Here is a 14726-nt window from a genome sequence, read left to right on the forward strand (position 1 = left end):
CAGCGCTCCTACAGTCACCCCATCCAACCCTGACTGTCCCCCGGATTTATTCAAGGAGCCGCTGCCATGAGAACCGATGTCCCTCGCGCCAATCCCTTTGTGTTGATGATGGCGCCCGAGCGGGTGCTGGAAGCGATGAAAAAGTCCGATGCCTTGCGCCACTTGCAGCACAAGGTGTTTCGCCCGCTGGATGCACGTCCAGCGCGCCCGGACGACGCGGAACTGGCGAGTTTTGACGCCGAAATCGATAAATCCGCCCCGCGGGCGGCGGCGAGCAAGCAGGACAACCGGCCTTAGGCCGGTTTTTTCACCGGTTCGCGCAGGGTCACAAATTCTTCCGCCGCGGTCGGGTGTATGCCTATCGTGCTGTCGAACACCGCCTTGGTGGCCCCGGCTTTCATGGCCACGGCAAAACCCTGAACAATTTCGCCGGCATCGGCGCCCACCATGTGCAGGCCGACCACGCGGTCGGTGGCATCTTCGACCAGCAGCTTCATGAAGGTGCGTTCGCTGCTGCCGCTGAGTGTGTGTTTCAGGGCCTTGAAGTCAGAGCTGTAGACACTGATGGCGCCAAATTTTTCGCGTGCGTCGGCTTCCGAATAACCCACGGTGCCGATGTTGGGATGGGTGAACACCGCCGTGGGAATGAAGTCGTAGCTCATGCTGCGCGGCCTTTTGCCGGCGGCGGGGCCAAACAGCTGGTCGACCACGACCATGGCTTCGCCCAGCGCCACGGGTGTGAGTTGCAGCCGCGCGGTGACGTCGCCCACCGCGTAAATCGAAGGCACCGAGGTCTGGTAATGCGTGTTCACCTGGATGGCGCCGGCCTCATTCACCGCCACGTCCGCGGTGTCCAGGCACAGGCCGCCGGTCAGCGGCTCGCGGCCGGTGGCGTACAAGACGGTGTCGACCACCAGGGTCGCGCCGCTTTTGAGTGTCACCAGCAGGCCTTGGTCTGTTTTGCTGATGCTGGCGACGTCGGTGTTGAGTTGCAGGTCAACACCGGCTTTGCGCATTTCGCCGGCAATAAAGGCGCGCACCTCGTCGTCAAAGCCGCGTAACACCTGGGCACCGCGGTAAGCCTGTATGACCTGGGCGCCCAGGCCGTTGAAGATGGACGCGAATTCGCAGGCGATGTAGCCGCCGCCCACCACCAGCAGGCGTTTCGGGAAGGGCGCCAGGTCAAATATTTCGTTGGAGGTGATCACATGTTCACGACCCGGCACTTCCGGCACGGTGGGCGTGCCGCCGGTGGCAATCAGGATGTGTTTGGCGCTGTAGGTCTTGCCGCCCACCTCGATGCTGTGTTTGCCCGCCAGCGTGGCCCAGTCTTCAATGATTTGCACACCGGCGTTTTTCAGCAGCTGGATGTAAATACCGTTCAGGCGCGAAATTTCGCGCGCGCGGTTGGTTTTCAGCAATTCCCAGTCCAGCGTGGGCGCTTCGCCAACCCAGCCGAAACCATGGGACTCCTCAAAACTCTCGGCGTAGTGGGCGGCGTAGCTGTACAGCTTTTTCGGGATGCAACCCACGTTGACGCAGGTGCCACCCATGGCAGCCACCTCGGCCAGCGCCACGCGCGCGCCGCGTTGCGCCGCCATGCGGGCAGCACGTACACCGCCGCTGCCGCCGCCTATGACAAACAGGTCGAAGTCGAAATTTTGCATAAATAATCTTTGGTGTTCTGGTCAGACGTAGGACGCAAGCATGCCTGTAGCGCTTTGAACCCGCAACATGCAGGGGTTTTTAGTATGAAAATGATAGCTGACTGCGTCCGTTGAATAAGGGCTAGAGCCTGTTTTCCTGTAAAGAGCCGTGGCAGGAGGGCCTCAACGGTGCGCCATGAAGCGGCTTCTGTGAGGGACAGCACGGGTCATTCTGGCCCCTAGGGGTAGTTACCTAGGCCGGGCACCGATAATGGGGGATGACCTCTTCCTCTTCCGATTTCAGTACCTTGTCCCTGCCAGCCCACATGCTGGCCAACCTGCAGCAGCTGGGTTACCTGGCCATGACCCCGATTCAGGCTGCCAGCCTGCCTGTGGCGCTGCTGGGCAAAGACCTGATTGCGCAAGCCAAAACCGGCAGCGGCAAGACCGCCGCCTTCGGGTTGGCCCTGCTGGCCAACCTCAACGCCCGGCGTTTTGCCGTGCAGTCCCTGGTGTTGTGCCCCACGCGCGAGCTGGCCGACCAGGTTGCCACCGAAATCCGCCGTCTGGCGCGCGCCGAAGAAAACGTCAAGGTCGTGGTGTTGTGTGGCGGTGTGCCACTGCGCAACCAGACCGCCAGCCTGGAAAACGGCGCCCACATCGTGGTCGGCACGCCAGGCCGCATCATGGACCACCTGGAACGCGGCAACCTGAACCTGGAAGCCCTGAACACCCTGGTGCTGGACGAAGCCGACCGCATGCTGGACATGGGCTTTTTCGAGGACATCGCCACCGTCGCCAAACAATGCCCGAAAGAGCGCCAGACCCTGCTGTTTTCGGCGACTTACCCCGAAGGCATTGCCAAGCTGAGCCAGCAGTTCATGAAAACGCCGCAAACCATCACGGTGCAGGCGCAGCATGAAAAAACCAAAATCCAGCAGCGCTGGTACCAGGTGCCGGACAGCGACCATGACGAGGCCCGCCTGGGCGCCGTCGCGCAGGTGTTGCGGCACTTCCGCCCGGCCAGCACGCTGGCTTTTTGCAATACCAAATCGCAATGCCGCGCGCTGGTGGCCTATTTGAAAGAACAGGGCTTTAGCGCACTCGCGCTGTTTGGCGAGCTGGAGCAACGCGAACGCGACCAGGTGCTGGTGCAGTTTTCGAATCGCAGTTGTTCTGTGCTGGTCGCCACCGACGTGGCCGCGCGCGGCCTGGACATCGCGCAGCTGGCCATGGTCATCAATGTTGATGTGACGCCGGATGCCGAGGTGCATATTCACCGCATTGGCCGCACCGGCCGCGCCGATGAAGAGGGCTGGGCCATCAGCCTGGCCAGCATGGACGAGATGGGGTATGTCGGCAAGATCGAGGTGTTGCAAAAAGCCGAGTCCGAATGGCACAAGCTGACCGAACTGACCTCGGCCAGCAATGAGCCGCTGCTGCCGCCCATGGTGACGCTGCAAATTGTCGGTGGCCGCAAGGAGAAAATCCGCGCCGGCGACGTGTTGGGTGCGCTGACCGGCGATGCTGGCAATGTCCCGCCTTTCACGCGGGAACAGGTTGGCAAAATCAACGTCAACGAGTTCTCCACCTATGTGGCCGTGGACCGCAACATTGCCAGCCTGGCCCAGCAAAAGCTGAGTTTCGGCGGGGTCAAGGGCAAAAGCGTCAAAGTGCGTTTCATGGATGAAGTCGGCGCTTGAGTTGAGCGCTGTTTCAGCGTAAAAAAGGCTGCAGCCCTTATTGGATGGGCGTAAGGGGCTATAAAAAATATAGCGACTGAGCCCCCGTCCTTCTCCGGTGCCAGACGGCACCGCGCTTTTGTAGGCGCACAGGCCGCATCGCTGTCAGGTGCGGCGTGCGCCTGGCATGCGCAGTCAGCGCCAGCACCATGGCCATTTGGCTTGACCTGCCAATCCCCCCGTTGTCCCGTGCCACACTGGTTTGGCGCGCGGCCACGCCTTTGCCCGCAGCCCGATGTTGCCGCCTGGTGCATGCGCCGCGCCGTCACCCCCTTTGCAGGAACCCCACCCGTCCATGTCGGCCGGGTGGCGGCAACACTTCAGGAAGACAGCGTATGGTCAGGCTTAAATTTTTGATTGAACTGAGTTACCAGGTCGCGGACGCCGGCTGCGATTTCATTTTCAACATCCACGCAGCACACACGCCCGAACAAACCGTGCTTTCTGAAACCCTGGGCATCAGCCAGATCGTGCAGCCCGAGATGTACACCGATGCGGTCAGCCGCAACCGCTACCTGAAATTACGGGCCGAGGCCGGCGCCTTGACGGTGAGTTATGGCGCCACGGTCGACATCCGGCACCATGTGGCGCAAGCCGAGCAACTGCTGGAGGTCGGCGTGCTGCAACTGCCTGGGACTGTGCTGCCTTATCTCTACCCCAGCCGTTATTGCCAGTCCGACCGTTTGCACCGGCTGGCGGTCAAGGAGTTCGGCCATTTGCGCCAGGGTTACGGCCGGGTGCAGGCGATTTGCGACTGGGTCCAGCAGCGTGTGACCTTCCGGTCCAACAGCTCCACCGGCAACACCACGGCGGTGGATACGCTGATCGACGAAGTGGGTGTTTGCCGCGACTTTGCCCACCTGATGATTGCCTTGTGCCGCGCGGTCAACATTCCGGCGCGGTTTGTCAGCGGCATCGATTACGGCGCCGACCCGGCCTTGGGCCCGACCGATTTTCACGCGTACGTCGAGGCCTATGTGGGCCACCGCTGGTACCTGTTCGATCCGTCGGGCACCGCGATTCCCATGGGTTTTGTGCGGATTGCCACCGGCCGCGACGCGGCGTCCGCCGCCTTTGCCACCCTGTTCGGGGGTGTCACGCCTTCCGCACCGGTGATCAGCATTGAAGCCTTGCCCGACGACGAGGGGGTTCTGGTGTTGCCGCAACATGGGACCGAGGCCTTGTCGACGGCCGGGGCAGACGATTAGACGCCACATTCATTGACCTGCGTGTAGCTTTCTTCGCCTCGATAGGGCTGTGTTTGCGCATCACCCACTGCACTTCATCCGAAAATGAGCCGGTCGGCACTTTCTAATGGATGCTGGCACCTTCGCTTGCGAAAGGAACAACATGGAAACCAACTACATCCATGAAGCCGTGCCCGGCGGCGTGCCGGTGAAGATGTGGACGCGCGGCGTGCCGATCGAGGACAAAGCCATGCGCCAGCTGACCAATGCCGCGCGCCTGCCCATCGTCTTCAAGCACATCGCCGCCATGCCCGACGTGCACTTCGGCATTGGCGCCACCGTCGGCTCCGTCATTCCCACTTTCAAGGCCATCATCCCGGCGGCCGTGGGGGTGGACATCGGCTGCGGCATGATCGCCTGCAAGACCACGCTCGCGGCCGGGGACTTGCCGGACAACCTGGCGCCGCTGCGTTCGGCGATCGAGCGCGCCGTGCCGCACGGCCGCACACCGGGCACGCGTGACCCGGGCGCCTGGAGCAAGGTACCGGGCGTGGTCGACACGGCCTGGGCCCAACTGGAGCCGGCGTTCATCGAGCTGTGCCGCGGCTACCCCAGGCTGGCCAAGACCAACCACCGCAACCACCTGGGGACGCTGGGTAGCGGCAACCACTTCATTGAGGTGTGCCTGGACGAGGCAGGTTTTGTCTGGTTCATGCTGCACTCGGGCTCGCGCGGCGTGGGCAACGCCATCGGCACCCTGTTCATCGAACTGGCCAAGCAGGACGCGCTGCGTAACAACGTCCATCTGCCCGACCGCGACCTGGCCTACTTCGAAGAGGGCTCGCGCTACTTCGGCGACTATGTGCGCGCGGTGGGCTGGGCCCAGCAGTTCGCACGCCTGAACCGTGAGGTGATGATGCGCCGCGTGATCGAAGCTGCGAAGACAGTGATCCGAAAGAACTTCCAGAACCACATCGAGGCTGTGAACTGCCACCACAACTATGTGCAGAAGGAACACCACTTCGGCCAGGACGTCTACGTCACGCGCAAGGGGGCGGTCAGCGCGAAAGCCGGCGAGCTGGGCATCATTCCCGGTAGCATGGGCACGTGCAGCTACATCGTGCGCGGCAAGGGCAACCCCGAGAGCTTTGAGTCCTGCTCGCACGGCGCTGGCCGGGTGATGAGCCGTGGCGAAGCCAAGCGCCGCTTCACGCTGGCCGATCACCGTGCCGCGACCGAGGGCGTGGAGTGCCGCAAGGACAAGGACGTGATCGACGAAACGCCGGCGGCCTACAAGGACATCGATGCGGTGATGCTGGCTCAGAAGGACCTGGTCGAGGTGGTGCACACTTTGAAGCAGGTGGTGTGTGTGAAGGGGTGAGGCCTGTTTCAGGCCGGCCTGGCGCCTTTCTTCTATAGAAAATAGGCCCGCTGCCCTTGCGGAAATTGCGTAATTCGCTATCTAATTAGTAGCAACCAAGATGGCTAATTAGTCTCCGCCGCTGACAGATCGAGCGAGGTTCCTAAACTGCTCTCGTCCTGAGGAGGTGCAAAGCAGTCATGAACGCCTTGCCTCAGCCTGTACCGGCCGAGCAGACGCTGGCCGCCGAGCACGGCGTGGCGCGGGGCCTCCGGCGCCTCTGGCGCCAGAGGCTTAGTCTGCGTTTGTGTCGGTCGCGGCGCGGCGCCGGCGCTCGCGCCAGGCCTGCAGCTCGCCGACCACACCCTTGCGGAAGGCCAGCACACACAGCACAAAAATCACGCCGATGATCACGGTGACCCAGGAGCCGACCTTGTCGGCCAGCAGGTTTTGCAGCGCGATCACGATGCCCGCGCCAAACACCGGACCGAAGAAGGTGCCCACGCCGCCCAGCAAGGTCATCAAAATGACCTCGCCCGACATCGACCAGTGCACGTCGGACAAGGTGGCAAAACCCATGACCAGGGTTTTGAGCGAGCCGGCCAGACCGGCCAGTGCGGCGGACAGTACAAAGGCCAGCAGCTTGTAGCGGTCCACGTTATAGCCCAGCGAGATGGCGCGCGGTTCGTTTTCACGGATCATCTTGAGCACCTGGCCGAAAGGCGAATGCACGATGCGCGAGATGAGCAGAAAACACAATACAAACACCGCCACCACGAAGTAATACATGGTGGTGTCCGATTCCAGCGAGAGCAGGCCCAGCAGGCGGCCGCGAGGCACGCCCTGCAAGCCGTCTTCACCGCCGGTAAACGGCGCTTGCAGGCAGACAAAAAACACCATCTGGGCAATCGCCAGTGTGATCATGGCGAAATAAATGCCCTGGCGCCGGATGGCGACCAGGCCCACCACCAGACCAATCAGTCCGGCCGCCACGGTGCCGGCCACAATGCCCAGCTCCGGTGTCCAGCTTTGTGACTTGATGAACCAGCCCGTGACGTAGGCGGCCGAGCCAAAAAAGGCGGCATGGCCGAAGGACAGCAGGCCGGTAAAACCCAGCAGCAAATTGAAGGCGCAGGCAAACAGGGCGAAGCACAGCAGCTTCATGACAAACACCGGATAAAGCCCGAGCAGGGGGGCCACCAGCACCAGCACCAGCAGGGCCAGGTAGGTGATGCGGGAGGCAGTCATGACGGGAGCGGCTTTGGGCATGGTGCTTGGATGGACGGCAGTATCGGTCAGGCTGTTGTTCATGGTTCAGGCTTCCTTGCCAAACAGGCCGGCGGGCCTGAACATGAGCACGATGACCATGATCACAAAGACCACAATATTCGAGGCTTCGGGGTAGAAAACACGGGTCAGGCCTTCGACCAGGCCCAGACCCAGACCGGTGAGGACAGAGCCCAGAATCGAACCCATGCCGCCAATCACCACCACGGCAAACACCACGATGATCAGGTTGGAGCCCATCAGCGGATTGACCTGAATGATGGGGGCGGCCAGCACGCCGGCCAGCGCCGCCAGCGCAGCGCCGGCGCCGTAGGTCAGCATGACCATCAGTGGCACATTGATGCCGAAAGCCTGCACCAGCGCGGCGTTTTCGGTGCCGGCGCGCAGGTAGGCGCCCAGCCGGGTGCGTTCAATCAGGTACCAGGTACCCAGGCAGATCACCAGCGACACCAGCACCACCCAGGCACGGTAGTTGGGCAACACCATGAAACCCAGGTTGGTCGCGCCTGACAGCAGTTCGGGCACCGGGTAGTTCTGGCCCGAGACACCGTAGAGTTCGCGGAAAATGCCTTCGGCAATCAAGGCCAGGCCAAAGGTCAGCAGCAGGCCGTACAGCGGATCCAGCTTGTACAGGTGCTTGAGGAAGAGGCGCTCTATCACCACGCCCAGAATGCCCACGACGAGTGGCGCCAGGAACAGCGCCGCCCAATAATTGATGCCGAGCTGGTCCAGCATGATCCAGGCGACAAAGGCGCCCAGCATGTACAGCGCGCCGTGCGCAAAATTGACAATGCCCAGCAGGCCAAAGATGACCGCCAGCCCCAGGCTGAGCAGGGCGTAAAACGCGCCATTGACCAGGCCCAGCAAGAGCTGGCCCATAAAAGCTTGAAGGGGAATGCCGAAAATTTCCATGAAAGCCCGTCAGTTCACGCCTGGAGAGTGAGAAAAATGCAAAGGTAAAAAAGCCCGGTGGCCGATCGCAGGGGCGATGGGCCACCGGCACCGTCAGATCACTTCTTGAACAAGGAGCACTTGGAGTCGGCCACCGTGGTGAAGGCCTGATCGCCAGGCACCTTGGCCACGGTCTTGTAGTAGTCCCATGGTGTGGTGGACTCTTTCGGGCCCTTGACCTGGTAGAGGTACATGTCGTGAATCATGCGGCCATCGGCGCGAATCTGGCCCTTGTTATAGAAGTCGTCGACCTTCATGGACTTGAGCGTGCTCATGACCTTGTCGGCGTCGGTGGTGCCGGCGGTCTGGACGGCCTTGAGGTAGGTCGTGACGGACGAGTAGTCGGCGGCCTGCAGGCTGGAAGGCATGCGTTTGTACTTCTCGAAGAAACGTTTGGCAAATTTGCGCGAGGCATCGTCCTGGTTCCAGTACCAGCTGTCGGCCAGTTGCAGGCCTTCGGTGTTGGCCAGGCCCAGGCTGTGCACGTCGTTGATGAACACCAGCAGACCGGCCACCTTCATGGTTTTGGTGATGCCGAACTCCTTGGCGGCTTTCATGGAGTTGATGAGGTCGCCGCCGGCGTTGGCCAGGCCCAGGATTTGCGCCTTGGAGGATTGCGCCTGCAGCAAGAAGGCCGAGAAGTCAGACGCATTCAGCGGGTGCCGCACCGCGCCCGCCACGGTACCGCCGTTGGCCTTCACCACCGAGGCTGCATCGCTTTCCAGGGAATGGCCGAAGGCATAGTCCGCCGTCAGAAAGTACCAGCTCTTGTTGCCGGCTTTGACCAGGGCGGAGCCGGCCACCTTGGCCAGGGCCACGGTGTCGTAGGCATAGTGCACGGTGTAGGGCGAGCAGTCTTCATTGGTCAGGCGGGCCGAGCCGGGGCCAATCGCGATGAAGGGGCGTTTTTTCTCGGCCGCGACCTTGGCCATGGCCAGCGCCGTGCCCGAGTTGGTGCCGCCCACCAGCATGGCCAGGTTGTCCTTGTCCATCCATTCGCGGGCCTTGGAGCTGGCGATGTCGGGTTTGTTCTGGTGGTCGGCCGACAACACTTCGATCGGGCGGTTCAGCACCTTGCCGCCGAAGTCCTGCACGGCCCACTTGACCATTTCGACACCCGCCGGGCCGTCGATGTCGGCATACAGGCCGGACATGTCGGTGATCATGCCGATCTTGATCGGTCCCGTGTTGGTTTGCGCGGACGCCGCGGCGCCAAATCCAATGGCCAAAGCGGCGACGAGGGTTTTGAGTTTCATGGTGTCTCCTGGTTAAGGTGGGGCTATCGAAAACGAAAAAAAATCCGGTGGGCGCGGCGCGGGGCGCTCAAACGCCCAGGTATTCCTGCAACATGCCCATGTTCTGGGTCAGCTCGTGTTGGGCAAACTGTTTCACGATGGTGCCGTGCTCCATCACGTAAAAACGATCGGCCAGCGGCGCCGCAAAACGGAAGTTCTGCTCGACCAGCACGATGGTGTAACCCTTGGCTTTCAGCGCGAGAATCATCTCGCCGAGTTTTTGCACAATCACGGGCGCCAGGCCTTCGGAGATTTCATCGAGCAGCAGCAGGCGGGCGCCGGTGCGCAAAATACGCGCCACCGCCAGCATCTGCTGCTCGCCGCCCGACAGGCGGGTGCCGGGGCTGGACGCGCGCTCTTTCAGGTTGGGGAACATGTCGTAAATCTCGGCAATGCTCATGCCGCCCGGTGCGATGGTGGGCGGCAGCATCAGGTTTTCTTCGGCCGTCAGGCTGGCGAAAATGCCGCGTTCTTCCGGGCAATAACCCACACCCAGGCGGGCCACCTTGTGGGGTGCCAGCTTGATGGTTTCTTCCCCATTGATTTGGATGGAGCCTTTGCGCGTGCCGGTCAGGCCGACGATGGCGCGCATGGTGGTGGTGCGCCCGGCGCCGTTGCGCCCCAGCAGGGTCACCACCTCGCCCTGGTGCACGGTCAGGTTCACGCCATGCAGCACATGCGACTCGCCATACCAGGCGTGCAGGTTGTCGATGCGGAGGAGTTCTTTAGTCATGCGAAGCTCCGATCAGGCCATTTTCCGACGGGCCGCCCCTAGGAAAATCAGCCCCTTCGGGGGGCAGCGAAGTACACGAAGTGACAAGCGTGGGGGTCATATCAGTGAGCGCCTTGCAACTCGGTGTTGACGGTGCCCATGTAGGCCTCGATCACCAGCGGGTTTTTGGACACCTCGGCATACGGGCCGTCGGCAATGATGGCGCCGCGTTGCAGCACGGTGATGCGGTCGGCAATCGAGGCCACCACGTTCATGTTGTGTTCCACCATCAGGATGGTGCGGCCGGCGGAGACTTTTTTGATCAGCTGGGTCACACGGTCCACGTCTTCATGGCCCATGCCTTGTGTGGGTTCATCGAGCAGCATCAGTTCGGGCTCCAGCGCCAGGGTGGTGGCCAGCTCCAGCGCACGTTTGCGGCCGTAGGGCAGGTTGACGGTGAGTTCGTCGGCAAAGGCGCTCAGGTCGACCTGGGCCAGCAACTGGCGCGCACGGTCGTGCAGGTGAAACAGCGTGTTTTCGGCTTTCCAGAAATGAAACGAGGTGCCCAGGTTGCGCTGCAGCGCGGCACGCACGTTCTCCAGCACCGTCATGTGCGGAAACACCGCCGAGATCTGGAAGGAGCGGACAATGCCGCGCCGCGCCGTCTGCGCCGGCTTTTCGGTGGTGATGTCGTTGCCGTTGAACAGGATGGTGCCCGTGGTCGGGGACAGAAATTTGGTCAGCAGGTTGAAGAAGGTGGTTTTTCCCGCGCCGTTGGGGCCGATCAGCGCGTGGATATGCCCGCGCTGGACCTTCAGGTCCACCTGGTTGACGGCCACGAATCCTTTGAATTCTTTGGTCAAACCCTGCGTTTCAAGAATGAATTCCGCTGGCAAATTGCTCTCCGGCTATTTAGATGGCATGTGGCGGACATCCCCGATCCACGACAAGATAAGCGGATGCTAGCGAGCCCCACTGGCCCACACCAGCGGGTTAGAACTTAAGTAGTTTCACCAGCATGCTGCGATGCACCAATGTGTGGTACGGCTGCGCGCACGCTGGGCACGCGGCTGTCGGCTCTCCAGCGGCGTTGGGCCAGCTTCTTAAGTAAAAAGAGGCTCTGGCCCATGCCGTACAAGCGCAAGCAGCTATCAAAAAAATAGCGACTGCAGCGTGGGTCAAGGACTTGACTAACGTGCGTGGGTGACGCCGCCATCCACCACCAGCGTGGAGCCAACCACGTAATCACCGGCGCGCGAGGCCAGGTAAATCGCCGCGCCGGCCATGTCGGCGTCCTGTCCGACACGCCCGGCCGGAATCCGCGCCGCCACCGCTTCGCCGTGGTCTCTGGCGTCCTTGTTCATGTCCGAGGCAAAAGCGCCGGGCGCAATCGCGCTGACCACGATGTTGTCTTGGACCAGACGAATCGCCATGCGCCGCGTCAACTGGATCAGGCCGGCCTTGCTGGCCGCATAAGAATAGGTTTCCATGGGGTTGACCGAAATCCCGTCGATGGAGGCGATGTTGATGACCTTGGCCGGGCGTTTTTCCGCCGCCTTGCGCAGCAGCGGCATCAAGGCCTGGGTCAGAAAGAACGGGGTTTTGAGGTTCAGGTCCACGACCTTGTCCCAGCCGCTTTCCGGAAACTCGTCAAACGGTGCGCCCCAGGCGGCACCGGCGTTGTTCACCAGGATGTCGAGCTGGGGCTCGTGCGCGGCGTAGGCGGCAACCAAGGCGGCCGCACCGGCCAGGGTGGACACATCGGCCGGCAGCGAGATGCAGTGGCCCAGGCTGGAGAGTTCTTGCGCGGCCTGGTCGCAGGCAGCGGCCTTGCGGGCAGAGATGTATACCCGTGCGCCCTGGGCCAGAAAACCGGCGGCGATCATGCGGCCTATGCCGCGCGAGCCGCCAGTGATCAGGGCGCTGCGGCCCTGGAGGGAAAAAAGATCGTTCATGGGGAGCTCCTGAGTGGGATGTTGTCCCAGCTTAGCGCGGCGGATCCCGCCGGCCCGTCACCTGGGTGTCTGGCGCGCCGCTCCGGCGCCTGGTCCATGGGGTAACACCATGTTTATGAGCGAAATTGGCCTCCAGCCCTTGGTGGATGGGCGCAATAAGCTATAAAAACAGGAGCGAAGGCCGGCGCCTGAACCGCGTTTGTCAGGGTTTTCAGAAGGGATAAAGGGTTTTCCCTAGAGCGTTGTGGCGACAGGGCGATAAGGTAGAACGCTCAGCGAGCCAGCCAAGGAGAAAACCATGCGTGTGGACATTTACCGCCGAGCCGAATCCGATCAGCGGCACTCTTACTTGGCCGTGCCTGAGGGCCGGCTTATTCCCGAGGAGGCGACCAACACCGATTGGGCGTCCGAGGCCCGCGGTGTGGAAGGCGGCGCCCAGGCTGAGTTACTGGGCAAATACGCGATTGACGGGCTGGAGCAGCAGATCGCCGAAAAAGGTTATGCCATCACCAGCCTGAACGGCCGGGTCAACGACGGCGCTTAGTGGCCTGCGGCGGCCGCAGCCGCCCGCAGCTTGTCTTTTTTGCTCGGGCGTTTGCCCTTGATGCCGCCGGTGGAGGGCGGCAGCGCCACCGGGTCTTGCAGCGGTTCAAACCCTGGGACTTGTTCGCGCGGCAGAGCCAGGCCTTGGTGTTTTTCGATCAGGCGGAAATGCGCCTCGGTCTCGGCGCTGACAAAACTCAGGGCCACACCACTTTCGCCCGCCCGGCCGGTGCGGCCTATGCGGTGGATGTAGTCGTGCACTGAACGTGGCAGGTCGTAGTTCACCACCACCGGCAGTTGCGTGATGTCCAGGCCGCGCGCGGCGATGTCGGTGGCAATCACCACCTTGAGCCGGGAGGCCTTGAAGTCGGCCAGCACCTGTGTGCGTTTGCCCTGGCTCAATTCGCCATGGAAAGGTTCGGCGTTGATGCGGGCCTTGCGTAATTTGTCGGCCACCATTTCGGCCGCATGTTTGGTCGCCACAAACACCAGCACCCGGCGCCAGGCGTTTTCCACGATCAGGTGGCGCAGCAATTGGGTGCGTCGCTCGGGATCGACCGCAATCGCCCGCTGCAGGATGTCGGGTTCGTCTTGTTCCTGCGCCAACACGTCGATACGGACCGGATCGTGCAACAACTGATTTGCCAGCGCCTGCACGGCGGTCGGAAAGGTGGCCGAGAAAAACAGGTTCTGGCGCTTGGGTGGCAGCAAGGCGAGGATGCGCGCGAGTTCGTCGGCAAAACCCAGGTCGAACAGGCGGTCGGCCTCGTCCAGCACCAGCGCCGAGACGCCGGACAAAACCAGCGCGTTCTGGTTCATCAGGTCCAGCAAGCGGCCGGGGGTGGCGACCACGATCTCGGCCCCGCCGCGCAGATGCATCATTTGCGGGTTGATGGACACGCCGCCAAACACCACCGCGACCTTCAAGGCCTGCGGCAACTGCTGCGAGAAGCTGTGAATCGCTTCGCCAACCTGGGCCGCCAGCTCACGGGTGGGCACCAGGACCAGGACACGCACGCGACGCGGCTTTTCGCCGGGGATTTGTTGCAACTGTTGCAACAGCGGCAGCGCAAAAGCGGCGGTTTTGCCCGAGCCGGTTTGCGCCGCGCCCAGCACATCGCGGCCTTGCAGCACGGCCGGAATGGCCGCCGCCTGGATGGCCGTGGGGGCCGGGTAGGCCTTGGCGCTGACGGCGCGCAGGAGGGCGGGGGACAAACCCAGGGAAGAAAATGGCATGAACAGGGGCTTTGTGAAGGTGACCGCGGACAGGGCAAAGAGCCCGTCGCAAAGACCCAGTTTAAGCCCCCGCGCCCAAGACGGGGCAACAGGGGGAGGCCGCATAATCGAAGGCTTGCGAATCAGCCGCTTCAGGACTGAGCATCGAGCGACTAAAGGGAAGCCATGAAAAAAACATTCAAACTCACCATCGAAGGTAAAAACCGCGACCGCGTGCTGGACGCCGTCAAACACGAAATCCGCAAATACGTCAAACGGCAGCGCCGTGTGCCCTTGCCCGAGGGTGTGGATTATTGGGACTTTGACTGCCGCTTTGGTAGCAGCGAAGACAAGGCGGAGGTGGTTCACTTTGCCACCATCATGGCCCTGGTGGATGCGGTCGCCAAAGAAGGTGGCGATGCCTTTTACCTGGAACTGCTGGCCAAGGCCGGTCACCGCCAGGCCAGGCCGGCCGGCGAGCCGGGTGCTGCACAGCACGAGTCGGACGAGCAGGACGCGCCCTGAACTTGAACTTCCTGGACTTTGACTACAGCGAGGACCCGCAGGGCGGCGGGACGTTTGACGCCATGGCGTCGGTCCGGCCCGAACAGGTCGCCGCGGTCCGGGCCGAAATCGCACGGGTGCTGGATTGGGCGCATGCTGCCTTTCCGGGCCAGCAGGCGTCGCTGGACGAGGGCGGCGAGTGGGACATGGACTTGCAGGAGGCCAGCGAAGGTGATGGCGCTGCGTCCTGGCAGACTTTGAGCCTGGTGATCAGCGGCAGCCCGCAGTTTTGCGCCGCCTTCCGGCAGCGCTTTGACACCGACTAAGCG

The 14726-nt window shown here is 62.3% G+C and carries 15 protein-coding genes; 7 read left to right on the forward strand and 8 right to left on the reverse strand.

Features of this window, described 5'->3' with window-relative positions; all coding sequences use genetic code 11:
- Positions 1-66 precede the first annotated feature (66 nt).
- The gene (locus ACHMXK_RS02890; protein ID WP_397437524.1) at positions 67-297 is read left to right on the forward strand and encodes a hypothetical protein; all 231 of its coding nucleotides are present in this window, start codon (positions 67-69) and stop codon (positions 295-297) included.
- Here ACHMXK_RS02890 and gorA read toward each other — a convergent pair.
- Positions 294-1667, reverse strand: a complete 1374-nt coding sequence (gene gorA / locus ACHMXK_RS02895; protein WP_397437526.1) for a glutathione-disulfide reductase — start codon at positions 1665-1667, stop codon at positions 294-296. The two genes, ACHMXK_RS02890 and gorA, sit on opposite strands and share 4 nt — an antisense overlap.
- A 257-nt stretch (positions 1668-1924) precedes the next feature.
- Between gorA and dbpA the strand changes: the two genes are divergently transcribed.
- The 3 genes from dbpA to ACHMXK_RS02910 all read left to right on the forward strand — a co-directional run bounded on the left by dbpA (position 1925) and on the right by ACHMXK_RS02910 (position 5956).
- Complete coding sequence (gene dbpA, locus ACHMXK_RS02900; RefSeq protein ID WP_397437528.1) at positions 1925-3349, forward strand: ATP-dependent RNA helicase DbpA; 1425 nt, start codon at positions 1925-1927, stop codon at positions 3347-3349.
- Between the two features lie 374 nt (positions 3350-3723).
- Positions 3724-4596 carry a transglutaminase family protein gene (locus ACHMXK_RS02905; RefSeq protein WP_397437529.1) on the forward strand — a complete coding sequence of 291 codons (873 nt, stop codon included), beginning with the start codon at positions 3724-3726 and terminating at the stop codon, positions 4594-4596.
- 142 nt (positions 4597-4738) lie between these two features.
- Positions 4739-5956 carry an RtcB family protein gene (locus ACHMXK_RS02910; RefSeq protein ID WP_397437531.1) on the forward strand — a complete coding sequence of 406 codons (1218 nt, stop codon included), beginning with the start codon at positions 4739-4741 and terminating at the stop codon, positions 5954-5956.
- 273 nt (positions 5957-6229) lie between these two features.
- Here ACHMXK_RS02910 and ACHMXK_RS02915 read toward each other — a convergent pair whose 3' ends face one another.
- The 6 genes from ACHMXK_RS02915 to ACHMXK_RS02940 all read right to left on the reverse strand — a co-directional run bounded on the left by ACHMXK_RS02915 (position 6230) and on the right by ACHMXK_RS02940 (position 12135).
- Entirely contained in the window at positions 6230-7183 is a 954-nt protein-coding gene (locus ACHMXK_RS02915) for a branched-chain amino acid ABC transporter permease (RefSeq protein WP_397442424.1), read from the reverse strand.
- A gap of 66 nt (positions 7184-7249) precedes the next feature.
- On the reverse strand, positions 7250-8134 hold the full coding sequence (locus ACHMXK_RS02920) for a branched-chain amino acid ABC transporter permease (protein ID WP_397437533.1): 885 nt from the start codon (positions 8132-8134) through the stop codon (positions 7250-7252).
- A 98-nt stretch (positions 8135-8232) separates the two neighbouring features.
- A complete protein-coding gene (locus ACHMXK_RS02925) occupies positions 8233-9429 on the reverse strand; it encodes an ABC transporter substrate-binding protein (protein WP_397437535.1) in 1197 nt (398 codons plus the stop codon).
- A gap of 67 nt (positions 9430-9496) precedes the next feature.
- Complete coding sequence (locus ACHMXK_RS02930; protein WP_397437537.1) at positions 9497-10201, reverse strand: ABC transporter ATP-binding protein; 705 nt, start codon at positions 10199-10201, stop codon at positions 9497-9499.
- A 101-nt stretch (positions 10202-10302) separates the two neighbouring features.
- On the reverse strand, positions 10303-11076 hold the full coding sequence (locus tag ACHMXK_RS02935) for an ABC transporter ATP-binding protein (RefSeq protein WP_397437539.1): 774 nt from the start codon (positions 11074-11076) through the stop codon (positions 10303-10305).
- A gap of 294 nt (positions 11077-11370) precedes the next feature.
- A complete protein-coding gene (locus tag ACHMXK_RS02940; protein WP_397437541.1) occupies positions 11371-12135 on the reverse strand; it encodes an SDR family oxidoreductase in 765 nt (254 codons plus the stop codon).
- Positions 12136-12433: 298 nt separating this feature from the next.
- Here ACHMXK_RS02940 and ACHMXK_RS02945 point away from each other — a divergent pair, with 298 nt between their 5' ends.
- Positions 12434-12679, forward strand: coding sequence for a DUF6139 family protein (locus ACHMXK_RS02945; protein WP_397437542.1), 246 nt, complete (start codon positions 12434-12436; stop codon positions 12677-12679).
- Here the strand turns inward: ACHMXK_RS02945 and ACHMXK_RS02950 are convergent.
- Positions 12676-13914 (reverse strand): DEAD/DEAH box helicase, encoded by a 1239-nt coding sequence (locus ACHMXK_RS02950; protein WP_397437544.1) that lies wholly within the window; start codon positions 13912-13914, stop codon positions 12676-12678. The two genes, ACHMXK_RS02945 and ACHMXK_RS02950, sit on opposite strands and share 4 nt — an antisense overlap.
- Before the next feature lie 165 nt (positions 13915-14079).
- Between ACHMXK_RS02950 and ACHMXK_RS02955 the strand changes: the two genes are divergently transcribed.
- Together ACHMXK_RS02955 and ACHMXK_RS02960 are read left to right on the forward strand one after the other, a co-directional pair.
- Entirely contained in the window at positions 14080-14418 is a 339-nt protein-coding gene (locus ACHMXK_RS02955; RefSeq protein ID WP_397437545.1) for a DUF6172 family protein, read from the forward strand.
- Positions 14415-14723, forward strand: a complete 309-nt coding sequence (locus ACHMXK_RS02960) for a hypothetical protein (RefSeq protein ID WP_397442425.1) — start codon at positions 14415-14417, stop codon at positions 14721-14723. The genes ACHMXK_RS02955 and ACHMXK_RS02960 overlap by 4 nt, the downstream gene beginning before the upstream one ends.
- Positions 14724-14726: the final 3 nt, after the last annotated feature.

This window comes from Polaromonas sp. UC242_47 (assembly GCF_044452385.1).
Classification (GTDB): Bacteria; Pseudomonadota; Gammaproteobacteria; order Burkholderiales; family Burkholderiaceae_C; genus Polaromonas.

Excerpts from the sequence above, each read along its gene's own strand:
- ACHMXK_RS02950 (WP_397437544.1), bottom strand. The coding sequence starts at position 13,914 with ATGCCATTTTCTTCCCTGGGTTTGTCCCCCGCCCTCCTGCGCGCCGTC.
- ACHMXK_RS02905 (WP_397437529.1), top strand. The coding sequence starts at position 3,724 with ATGGTCAGGCTTAAATTTTTGATTGAACTGAGTTACCAGGTCGCGGAC.
- gorA (WP_397437526.1), bottom strand. The coding sequence starts at position 1,667 with ATGCAAAATTTCGACTTCGACCTGTTTGTCATAGGCGGCGGCAGCGGC.
- ACHMXK_RS02910 (WP_397437531.1), top strand. The coding sequence starts at position 4,739 with ATGGAAACCAACTACATCCATGAAGCCGTGCCCGGCGGCGTGCCGGTG.
- dbpA (WP_397437528.1), top strand. The coding sequence starts at position 1,925 with ATGACCTCTTCCTCTTCCGATTTCAGTACCTTGTCCCTGCCAGCCCAC.
- ACHMXK_RS02930 (WP_397437537.1), bottom strand. The coding sequence starts at position 10,201 with ATGACTAAAGAACTCCTCCGCATCGACAACCTGCACGCCTGGTATGGC.
- ACHMXK_RS02955 (WP_397437545.1), top strand. The coding sequence starts at position 14,080 with ATGAAAAAAACATTCAAACTCACCATCGAAGGTAAAAACCGCGACCGC.
- ACHMXK_RS02940 (WP_397437541.1), bottom strand. The coding sequence starts at position 12,135 with ATGAACGATCTTTTTTCCCTCCAGGGCCGCAGCGCCCTGATCACTGGC.
- ACHMXK_RS02890 (WP_397437524.1), top strand. The coding sequence starts at position 67 with ATGAGAACCGATGTCCCTCGCGCCAATCCCTTTGTGTTGATGATGGCG.
- ACHMXK_RS02925 (WP_397437535.1), bottom strand. The coding sequence starts at position 9,429 with ATGAAACTCAAAACCCTCGTCGCCGCTTTGGCCATTGGATTTGGCGCC.
- ACHMXK_RS02945 (WP_397437542.1), top strand. The coding sequence starts at position 12,434 with ATGCGTGTGGACATTTACCGCCGAGCCGAATCCGATCAGCGGCACTCT.
- ACHMXK_RS02920 (WP_397437533.1), bottom strand. The coding sequence starts at position 8,134 with ATGGAAATTTTCGGCATTCCCCTTCAAGCTTTTATGGGCCAGCTCTTG.
- ACHMXK_RS02915 (WP_397442424.1), bottom strand. The coding sequence starts at position 7,183 with ATGACTGCCTCCCGCATCACCTACCTGGCCCTGCTGGTGCTGGTGCTG.